This window comes from Microbacterium sp. NPDC055683, from assembly GCF_053617895.1.
This window is the reverse complement of the sequence record NZ_JBSHGQ010000071.1, coordinates 1-9,432: the sequence shown is the minus strand read 5'-3', so window position 1 is coordinate 9,432 and position 9,432 is coordinate 1. Positions and strand designations below refer to the sequence as shown.

General features: G+C 71.3%; 9 protein-coding genes and 1 tRNA gene. 2 read left to right on the top strand and 8 right to left on the bottom strand.

The window, feature by feature from the left end; all coding sequences use genetic code 11:
* Window positions 1-135: 135 nt before the first annotated feature.
* The 8 genes from rplA to ACWGPF_RS17190 form a co-directional block, all read right to left on the bottom strand.
* The gene (gene rplA / locus ACWGPF_RS17225; protein ID WP_452333951.1) at window positions 136-828 is read right to left on the bottom strand and encodes a 50S ribosomal protein L1; all 693 of its coding nucleotides are present in this window, start codon (window positions 826-828) and stop codon (window positions 136-138) included.
* Between the two features lie 14 nt (window positions 829-842).
* The gene (gene rplK, locus ACWGPF_RS17220) at window positions 843-1,274 is read right to left on the bottom strand and encodes a 50S ribosomal protein L11 (protein ID WP_271173641.1); all 432 of its coding nucleotides are present in this window, start codon (window positions 1,272-1,274) and stop codon (window positions 843-845) included.
* A 181-nt stretch (window positions 1,275-1,455) separates the two neighbouring features.
* On the bottom strand, window positions 1,456-2,466 hold the full coding sequence (gene nusG, locus ACWGPF_RS17215) for a transcription termination/antitermination protein NusG (protein WP_452333950.1): 1,011 nt from the start codon (window positions 2,464-2,466) through the stop codon (window positions 1,456-1,458).
* A 100-nt stretch (window positions 2,467-2,566) separates the two neighbouring features.
* Entirely contained in the window at window positions 2,567-2,830 is a 264-nt protein-coding gene (secE, locus tag ACWGPF_RS17210) for a preprotein translocase subunit SecE (RefSeq protein ID WP_345440458.1), read from the bottom strand.
* A gap of 35 nt (window positions 2,831-2,865) precedes the next feature.
* Window positions 2,866-2,938 (bottom strand) — tRNA-Trp (locus tag ACWGPF_RS17205).
* Window positions 2,939-3,070: 132 nt separating this feature from the next.
* Window positions 3,071-4,066, bottom strand: coding sequence for a hypothetical protein (locus ACWGPF_RS17200; RefSeq protein WP_452333949.1), 996 nt, complete (start codon window positions 4,064-4,066; stop codon window positions 3,071-3,073).
* A gap of 43 nt (window positions 4,067-4,109) precedes the next feature.
* Entirely contained in the window at window positions 4,110-4,664 is a 555-nt protein-coding gene (locus ACWGPF_RS17195) for an OsmC family protein (protein WP_452333948.1), read from the bottom strand.
* A 77-nt stretch (window positions 4,665-4,741) separates the two neighbouring features.
* Window positions 4,742-6,193 carry a helix-turn-helix domain-containing protein gene (locus ACWGPF_RS17190; protein ID WP_452333947.1) on the bottom strand — a complete coding sequence of 484 codons (1,452 nt, stop codon included), beginning with the start codon at window positions 6,191-6,193 and terminating at the stop codon, window positions 4,742-4,744.
* Window positions 6,194-6,337: 144 nt separating this feature from the next.
* On the opposite strand from ACWGPF_RS17190, the gene aceA reads away from it, so the two are divergent.
* Together aceA and aceB are read left to right on the top strand one after the other, a co-directional pair.
* Complete coding sequence (gene aceA / locus ACWGPF_RS17185) at window positions 6,338-7,639, top strand: isocitrate lyase (RefSeq protein WP_452333946.1); 1,302 nt, start codon at window positions 6,338-6,340, stop codon at window positions 7,637-7,639.
* Window positions 7,640-7,667: 28 nt separating this feature from the next.
* The gene (aceB, locus tag ACWGPF_RS17180; protein WP_452333945.1) at window positions 7,668-9,329 is read left to right on the top strand and encodes a malate synthase A; all 1,662 of its coding nucleotides are present in this window, start codon (window positions 7,668-7,670) and stop codon (window positions 9,327-9,329) included.
* Window positions 9,330-9,432: the final 103 nt, after the last annotated feature.

Sequence of the window (9,432 nt, the reverse complement as noted above, 5' to 3'; positions counted from 1 at the left end):
GTCCAACGGATATCCGTTGGACGAGAAGCCACCCGAATGTGTGAAAGGGGATGAGCTCTCGGCAGCCGGATGGCCGTTCGCGGCGGGAATGACGAAGGGCCCCGCCGAGGCGGGGCCCTTCTCACGCGGACGCGATCACGCGATGGCGTTGACGTCCAGCGGGATGCCGGGGCCGAACGTGGTCGACACGGCGCCCTTCTGGATGTAGCGGCCCTTCGAGCTGGACGGCTTGAGGCGCACGATCTCCTCGAGCGCCGCGCCGATGTTCTCGTTCAGCTGGTCGGCCGAGAACGATGCCTTGCCGACGACGAAGTGCACGTTGGCGTGCTTGTCGACGCGGAACTCGATCTTGCCGCCCTTGATCTCCTCGACGGCCTTGGCCGTGTTGGGGGTGACGGTACCCGTCTTCGGGTTCGGCATGAGGCCGCGGGGGCCGAGCACCTTGCCCAGACGTCCGACCTGGCCCATGAGCTCCGGCACGGCGACGGCCGCGTCGAAGTCGGTCCAGCCGGCGGCGACCTTCTCGATGAGCTCGGCGCCGCCGACCTCGTCGGCGCCGGCCGCGATCGCAGCCTCTGCGGCGGGGCCGTTGGCGAAGACGATGACGCGCGCCGTCTTACCCGTGCCGTGAGGCAGGATGACGGTGCCGCGGACCATCTGGTCCGCCTTGCGCGGGTCGACCGAGAGCTTCAGCGCGACCTCGACGGTCGAGTCGAACTTCTTCGAGCCGGTCTCCTTCGCCAGGGCGACGGCCTCGGCGGGGGTGTAGTACTTGCCGGCCTCGATCTTCTCGGCGGCGGCGTTGTAAGCCTTGGACTTGGCAGCCATGTTCGTTCTCTCCCTCAGTCCTCGACCGTGATGCCCATGGAGCGGGCCGTGCCGGCGATGATCTTCGAGGCGGCCTCGAGGTCGTTCGCGTTGAGGTCGGGCTGCTTCGTCTTGGCGATCTCGGCGACCTGCTCCTTGGTGAGCTTGGCGACCTTGACCGTGTGCGGCGTGGACGAGCCCTTGGCGACGCCCGCCGCCTTCTTGATGAGCTCCGCGGCCGGCGGGGTCTTCAGGACGAACGTGAAGCTGCGGTCCTCGTAGACGGTGATCTCCACGGGGATGACGTTGCCGCGCTGCGACTCGGTCGCGGCGTTGTACGCCTTGCAGAACTCCATGATGTTGACGCCGTGCTGACCCAGGGCCGGGCCGATCGGCGGCGCCGGGTTGGCTGCACCGGCGTTGATCTGAAGCTTGATCAGGCCGGTCACCTTCTTCTTCGGTGCCATTTCCTCTTCCTTTCATCGAGCGGACGCCGGATGCATCCGCTCTCCCGCGGCCCGGATGGTCCGGAGGCGGTGCGCGCTCGCGTCCCGTGACGGGACGCAAACCAGACAAGTCTACCCGATCGCGCGCGCAGACGGGAACGCCCCCGTCGGCATCCGACGGGGGCGTTCGAGGCGGCGGGCCTCAGACCATCTTCGTGACCTGGTCGAACGTGAGATCGACGGGCGTCTCGCGCTCGAACAGCGACACGAGCACCGTGAGCTTCCCGCTCTCCGGCGAGATCTCGCTGATCGTTCCGGGGAGGCCGGCGAACGAGCTCTCCTTGATCGTGACGGTCTCGCCGATCTCGAAGTCGACCTCGGCCGGAATCGTGCGCGTCGCCGCCGGCGAGCCCTTCTTCGCGGGCGTGCCGGACGCGGCCTGGGCCTGAGCCTCCTTGAGCTCCGCGAGGGGCTTGAGCATGTTGAACGCCTCTTCGAAGCGCAGCGGCGTCGGGTTGTGGGCGTTGCCGACGAAGCCCGTGACGCCCGGCGTGTGGCGCACGACCGACCAGGTGTCCTCGTTGAGCTCCATGCGCACGAGCACGTAGCCCGGGATGCGCACGCGCGTGACCATCTTGCGCTGGCCGTTCTTGATCTCGACGACGTCCTCCATGGGGACCTCGACCTGGTAGATGTCGTCCTCCACCTCGAGCGTCGACTTGCGCTGCTCGATGTTGGCCTTCACCTTGCGCTCGAAGCCGGCGTAGGAGTGGATGACGTACCACTTGCCCTCGAGGGAGCGCAGCTCCTGACGGAACGCCTCGTAGGGGTCGTCGGACGCCTCGGCGTCGTCGTCCTCGCCGAGCTCGGGGCCGTCGTAGGGCTCCACGTCGTCGGCGGCGGCCGCAGCGGCCTCCTCCGCCTCCTCGGCCGCGGAGTCCGCGAGCACCTCGGCCGCGGCCTCGACCTCGCTGGTCTCGTCGATGTTCAGTGCGTCGTTCACGATCGCGTCCGCCTCCGGGTCGTCGATGTCGTCGATGTCCTCGTCGTCTGCGTCTGCGTCGTCGTCCTCGACGTGCATGGCGGAGTGCTCGGCGGCAGAGCTCGCGCGCTCCTCCTGCGCGAGGACGTTGCCCTCCTGGGCCTCGTCTTCCTCGCTCGACTGCTCGGCAGCCGTCGCCAGGTCGACGTCGTCGGAGTACTTCTCAGCCACGTGGTTATCTCTTCCGTTCCGGACGCCGGGCCGGCGTCACGCAGATTCGCCCTCCCCCATTGTGACGCGGGGAAGCGCGCGCGTCATCCGACGGGCTGGATCAGCTCGGAACCCCGAAGACCACCGAGGTGACCCACGAGAAGGCGAAGTCGAGGCCGTAGACGAGAGCCATCATGACGACGACGAACCCGAGCACCACGGCCGTGAACTTGACGAGCTCCTTGCGCGTGGGCGTGACGACCTTGCGGAGCTCGGCGATCACCTGGCGGATGAAGATCACGATGCGGGCGAAGACGTTCGCCTTCTTCTCGCCGGTCGTGCCGTTCGCCGCGACGATCTCGCCGCCCGATGCGTCGTGGGCCATTCGTCACCTTTCGTGGGTCAGCTGTCGCTGACGCGCAGGGCGGACAGGAATCGAACCTGCAACCTGCGGTTTTGGAGACCGCTGCTCTGCCAATTGAGCTACCGCCCTAGAGATCAGATGATCTCGAGGCGACCCCCTCCATCCCCTCCGTCGCGCCAGGCACGGCGGAAGAATGCAGACGATCACTGCTCGATCCAGCATAGGGCATGCCGATGCCCACCGCGAACCGGGGCGTGTCGGTCACTCCAGGTCGTAGGCGACGAGCTGGGGATGGTCGACGGCCGCCGCCTGCACCGCGACGACGAGCTGCTCCCACTGCGGCATGACCTTCGCGGCGTCGTTGCCCGCCCCGAGCGCCCAGCGCTCCCGGCTCCCGCCGGGGTGCACGACCGACAGCCGCCGGGACGCGGTGTACGTCGGCGGGCTGATCCAGACGCGCTCGAGGGATCCGAGCGGGATGACCCTGCCGTCGATCGCGATCGCCCCGCGCGACACCTCGATGCGCTCGGGGATGCGGCCCGCGCGCCCGCCCGCGACGCCGGCGGCGATCCCGAGCCCGGTCGCGGCGAGCAGCAGCAGAGCGCCGACCACGATGAGCGCGCCGTCCAGGAGGATGCCCGCGACGACGGCGCCGAGCCCGAGCAGCAGGAGGGCGGCCGCGACCGATCCGGTCACGACCGCGCGGCGCACGACGGACCCCCGCGTCGGGGCGAACACGGCGGGCAGCGGAACCGAGCGGAGGAACGCGTCATCCTCGGGCGCGCGCACGGCGGGCGCCTGCAGCACGGCGAGCAGGTCGCTGAACGCGGCCTGCGGCATGCCCGCGAGCGCGATCGCCGTCTGCCCGCCCTGCGTGTGCACGGTGAGCGTGCGCGTCGTGCCGCTGCGGATGCCGTTGGTGTACTGGCGCGTGACGGTGCTCGAGAACCCCACGGCGTCGCGGCGCCAGGAGTGCACCGTCATGAACGGACGGCGCACCTCGACGAGCTCGTCCGTCACGACGACGCGCGTGTTCGCCCACCACAGCAGCCAGAACCAGATCAGCACGAGGAGGATCGAGATGACGGCGAGCGACAGCATCCCGAACTGCGCCTTCGGCATCGTCACGGGCTTGAACTGCGGCAGCAGCCCGAGGCCCAGGAGGACGACGAGCGCCGACAGGATGAGCCCGAGCGGGATCCTCCGCAGCATCGACTGGCGGAAGACACGGGGCGCGGTGCTCGCGGACTGGCTCACGGATCGGGAGCCTAGCGCTCACGCGGCGCGACGCCGTCCGCGATCAGACCTTCGCGACCGTCGTCGTGACGGGTGTGGGGTTCTCGAAGAGGTCGAGCACGGGGCAGTGCGCGTCGACGACCGCCTTGAGCTCGTCGTATCGCTCCGCGGTCTCGGGCCCGGAGATGCGGATCGCGAGGCGCACGGCGCCGAAGCCCGCGCGCACCGTCTCGTCGATGCCGAAGAGCCGACGCGCGTCGAGGTCGCCCTCCGCGTCGATGTCGATGCCCTCGACGACGATCCCGAGCGCGTGCGCGTAGAGGCGGTAGACGACGACCTGACACGAGATGAGGGCGGCCAGCGCGTACTCGACGGGGCTCGGCGCCACGTCGTCGCCTGCGAGGGCGGCCGGCTCGTCGACCGAGAAGGCGTGCCGGCCGGCGACGATGCGCGTGGCGACGGCGCCTTCTCCCTGCCCGCCGACCCGGTAGGTGAGGTGCGCGGTGCGGGGGTCGGCCGCGATGCGCTCGCCCCACGCGGAGCCGGCCGCGGAGAGGCGATCCGCGCGCTCGGCGGCGGGGGCGTGGGGGACGACGGCTGCGGTGTCGATCGAGCTCATGCGGGAAGGCTAGGGGGCGGCGTGCGGCCGCGCGCCGCCGTGTCCGCGCGCGACGCGATGTGTCGGCACGTGACGGATCACGCCGGCGCGTGCGCCTCCAGGAACGCGTACACGTCGGTCGTGTCGACGCCGGGGAAGGCGCCCGTGGGGAGCGTCGCGAGCAGCGTGCGCGGCGTCCGCACGTTCGGCCACGCCCCCTCGCGCCAGGCGGCCTCGAGCTCGGCGGGCGGGCGACGGCAGCAGGTCTCGACGGCATGCCGCGACACCCCGCGATACGGGGTGTCGCGGCCGGCGAACCACTTCGTGTCGGCGAACCTCACGCCCACGCTGACGGAGTGGGCACCCTGGCTCGACTGCTCGACGCGCGCCGTGCACCAGAACGTGCCGCCGCCCGTGTCGGTGTACTGGTAGTACGGGTTGAACCGGTCGTCGACGTCGAAGACGACCCGGCTCGTCCAGCGCCGGCAGCACAGCTGCCCCTCGATGGAGCCGAAGCGGTCGGCGGGGAAGTTCACGCCGTCGTTCTCGTACGCCTTCGTGATGGTCCCCGACTCGTGCACCTTGAGGAAGTGCACCGGGATGCCGAGGTGCCGCGTGGCGAGGTTCGTGAACCGGTGCGCCGCGCTCTCGTACGACACCGAGTAGGCGTCGCGGAGGTCCTCGATCGAGATCGCCTTGCGCGCCTTCGCGTCCTGGAGGAACGGCACCGCGTGGCTCTCGGGGACGAGCAGGGCGCCCGCCAGGTAGTTCTGCTCGACGCGCTGACGCAGGAACTCCTCGTAGCCCGTCGGCTCGGCATGTCCGAGCACGCGGCTCGCGAGCGCCTGGAGCACGGCGGCCCGGGGGTCTCCGCCGCCGCGGTCGGACAGGTACAGCCGTCCGTGGCGGAGGTCGGCCACGCTGCGGGTCGAGGCCGGCAGGTCGGGGACGTGGTGGATGGTGAACCCGAGGTGCGCGGCGATGTCGCTCGCCGCGCGCTGCGTGAGGGGACCGCCCGGATGGCCCACCGCGGCGAGCAGCGCCTGCGCCTGGGCCTCGAGCTCCGGGAAGTGGTTGTCCTGCCGCCGCATCAGCCGTCGCACCTCCACGTTCGCGCGGCGGGCCTCCTCGGGGGTCGCCGAGCGCTCGTCATGCAGGCGGTCGACCTCCCCCGAGAGCCGCAGGATGGTGCGGAGCACCTCGTCGGGGACGCCCTTGGGCACGCGGAACGGCTCGACGCCGATGGTCTGCATGCGAGGGGAGCGCAGCGCGCGCTCGAGCGCGATCTCGAGCTCGGCGCGTCCGTCGAGCTGCGCCGTCTCGAGCAGCGCGTCGACGCCCACCCCGAGCGCGCGGGCGATCGTCCGCAGCATCGACAGCCGCGGCTCGCGCCGCCCGTTCTCGAGCATGGACAGCTGGCTGGGCGCGCGGCCGACCTCCGCGGCGAGCGCGTCGAGCGTCATGCCGCGGTCGGTGCGCAGCTGTCGGATGCGCCGCCCCACCGCGAGCGCATCGAGCCCGTCGTCGTCGACGTCTTCTGCCGGTGCCATGCGCCGATGATGCCACAGGACATCCGTTTCGCAGAAGAAGTGGGGAAATTCTCCGCATCGATCCCGGTCGAGGGCGTCGACGGTCGCGCATCGTGGGAGCACGACCCCGCGGCACCGCTGCCGCCGACGACGAGGAGCACGATGATGAGCACCCCCTCCGCCGCCCGTCCGGGCGACGAGACGCAGACCGCAGACGACCTCCGCCTGGAGTGGAGCGCGGATCCGCGCTGGACCGGCATCCGCCGCGACTACACCGCGGACGACGTCGTCCGCCTCCGCGGCACCGTCCGCGAGGAGCCGACCCTCGCGCGCCGCGGCGCGCAGACGCTGTGGGAGCGTCTTCGCTCCGACACGTACGTCCGGGCGCTCGGCGCCCTCACGGGCAACCAGGCCGTGCAGCAGGTGCGGGCGGGCCTGCCCGCCATCTACCTCTCCGGCTGGCAGGTGGCCGCCGACGCCAACCTGTCGGGGCAGACGTACCCCGACCAGTCGCTCTACCCCGCCAACTCCGTTCCCGCCGTCGTGCGCCGCATCAACAACGCCCTCCTCCGCCAGGACCAGCTCGAGCACGCCGAGGGGGCCGTCACGCGAGACTGGCTCGCTCCCATCGTCGCCGACGCCGAGGCGGGCTTCGGCGGCCCGCTGAACGCGTACGAGCTCGCGCAGTCGATGATCCAGGCGGGCGCCGCCGGCATCCACTGGGAAGACCAGCTCGCGAGCGAGAAGAAGTGCGGGCACCTGGGCGGAAAGGTGCTCGTCCCCACGCAGCAGCACATCCGCACCCTCAACGCCGCGCGGCTCGCCGCCGACGTCGCAGGCGTCCCGACCATCCAGATCGCCCGCACCGACGCCCTCGCCGCCGACCTCCTGACGAGCGACGTCGATGAGCGCGACCGCGCCTTCACGACGGGCGAGCGCACGAGCGAGGGCTTCTACCGGGTGCGATGCGGCATCGACCCGGTCATCTCGCGCGGCCTCGCCTACGCCCCGTACGCCGACCTGCTGTGGGTCGAGACGGGCACGCCCGACATCGAGCTCGCGCGCGAGTTCGCCGCCGCGATCCACGCGGAGCACCCGGGCAAGATGCTCGCCTACAACTGCTCGCCGAGCTTCAACTGGCACCGCGCCCTCGACGATGCGCAGATCGCGTCGTTCCAGGACGAACTGGCCGCCCTCGGGTACCGCTTCCAGTTCATCACCCTCGCCGGCTTCCACGCCCTCAACCACTCCATGTACCAGCTCGCCCGCGGCTACGCGCGCAGCGCGATGAGCGCCTACGTGGCGCTGCAGGACGCCGAGTTCGCCGCCGAGGCCGACGGGTACACCGCCACGCGCCACCAGCGCGAGGTCGGGACGGGCTACTTCGACCACGTGTCGTCGGCCCTCAACCCCGAGAGCGCCACCCTCGCCCTCGTGGGCTCCACCGAGTCCGAGCAGTTCCACTGAGCACGCACCGACCATCCGAGGAGGAATCATGACCATCGCCGCCCCCGCCACCGCCCGTGTCCGCATCGAGCCCGCGCGCATCGCGCCCGCGATCGAGATCGCCGGCGCCCTGCACGACCGCTTCGAGGAGATCCTCACGCCCGAGGCCCTCGCCTTCCTCGCGCAGCTGCACGAGCTGTTCGCCGGCCCGCGCTACGACCGCCTCGCCGACCGCATGCGGCGCGGCTATGAGATCGGCAACGGCCGCGACCCGCGGTTCCGCGAGGACACCGCCCGCATCCGCGCCGATCGCACGTGGCGGGTCGCAGGCCCCGGCCCCGGGCTCGAGGACCGCCGCGTCGAGATCACCGGGCCGACCGACCCCCGCATGACGATCAACGCGCTGAACTCGGGCGCGCGCGTCTGGCTCGCCGACCAGGAGGACGCGACGAGCCCGACCTGGCGCAACGTCATCGGAGGTCAGCTGTCGCTGCGCGACGCCATCCGCGGCGAGCTCTCGTTCACGACCCCCGAGGGGCGGCGCTACGAGGTGACGGCGGAGCGCACGCCCACCATCGTCATGCGGCCGCGCGGATGGCACCTGGAAGAGCACCACCTGCGGTTCGCCGACCGGCACGGGCGCACGCTGCCGGCCTCCGGCTCGCTCGTCGACTTCGGGCTGTACGCGTTCCACAACGCGCGCGAGCTCGTCGCGCGCGGCGCCGGCCCGTACTTCTACCTCCCGAAGATCGAGTCCTCCGAGGAGGCGCGGCTGTGGGACCAGGTCTTCTCGTTCACGGAGGAGTGCCTCGACCTCGCGCACGGCACCATCCGCGCGACGGTGCTCATCGAGACGCTGCCTGCGGCGTTCGAGATGGAGGAGATCCTGTACGAGCTCCGAGACCACTGCGCGGGCCTCAACGCCGGCCGCTGGGACTACATCTTCTCGATCATCAAGACCTACCGCGGACGCGGTTCGCGCTTCGTGCTGCCCGACCGCGACGAGGTCACCATGACGGTCGGGTTCATGCGGTCGTACACCGAGCTGCTCGTGCAGACGTGCCACCGTCGCGGCGCCTACGCGATCGGCGGCATGAGCGCCTCGATCCCGAACCGGCGCGACGCGGCGGCGAACGCCAGGGCGCTCGAGAAGGTCGCCGCCGACAAGCGCCGCGAGGCGGGGGCCGGGTTCGACGGCACGTGGGTCGCGCACCCCGACCTCATCCCGACCGCGCAGGCCGAGTTCGACGCCGTGCTGGGCGACCGCCCGAACCAGCTCGATCGCACCCGCGACGACGTGCGCGTCTACGAGCGGCACCTCCTCGACCTGTTCATCGGCCGCCCCATCACCGATGCGGGCGTGCACGACAACGTCTCCGTGGCAATCCGCTACATCGAGGCGTGGCTGCGCGGGCAGGGTGCCGTCGCGATCGACGGCCTCATGGAGGACGCCGCCACGGCCGAGATCTCACGTTCGCAGATCTGGCAGTGGATCCGCCAGGAGCAGACGACCGAGGAGGGCACCCCGATCACCCGCGACCACGTCGCGGCTCTCGTCGACCGCGTGCTCACCGAGGTGCCGCGCTCCCCCGGCGACCGTTTCGACGACGCCGCCGAGGTGTTCCGCGACGTCGCGCTGAGCGAGACGTTCCGCGCGTTCCTCACCGTGAAGGCGTACGCCGACCACCTCGTCGAGGCCGAGGCGCGCTGAGCGGCCGCGGGGCCCCCCCCCCCCCCCCCCCCCCGGGGGGGCCCCGCCCGGCGCGGGGGGGGCGAAAAAGGGGGTATGGGGGGCCCCCCCCCCGCGCCCGCCG

What these genes read in the sequence shown, in the direction of transcription:
- rplA (WP_452333951.1), bottom strand. Translation starts at nt 828, where the DNA reads ATGGCTGCCAAGTCCAAGGCTTACAACGCCGCCGCCGAGAAGATCGAG.
- rplK (WP_271173641.1), bottom strand. Translation starts at nt 1,274, where the DNA reads ATGGCACCGAAGAAGAAGGTGACCGGCCTGATCAAGCTTCAGATCAAC.
- secE (WP_345440458.1), bottom strand. Translation starts at nt 2,830, where the DNA reads ATGGCCCACGACGCATCGGGCGGCGAGATCGTCGCGGCGAACGGCACG.
- ACWGPF_RS17195 (WP_452333948.1), bottom strand. Translation starts at nt 4,664, where the DNA reads ATGAGCTCGATCGACACCGCAGCCGTCGTCCCCCACGCCCCCGCCGCC.
- ACWGPF_RS17190 (WP_452333947.1), bottom strand. Translation starts at nt 6,193, where the DNA reads ATGGCACCGGCAGAAGACGTCGACGACGACGGGCTCGATGCGCTCGCG.
- aceA (WP_452333946.1), top strand. Translation starts at nt 6,338, where the DNA reads ATGAGCACCCCCTCCGCCGCCCGTCCGGGCGACGAGACGCAGACCGCA.
- aceB (WP_452333945.1), top strand. Translation starts at nt 7,668, where the DNA reads ATGACCATCGCCGCCCCCGCCACCGCCCGTGTCCGCATCGAGCCCGCG.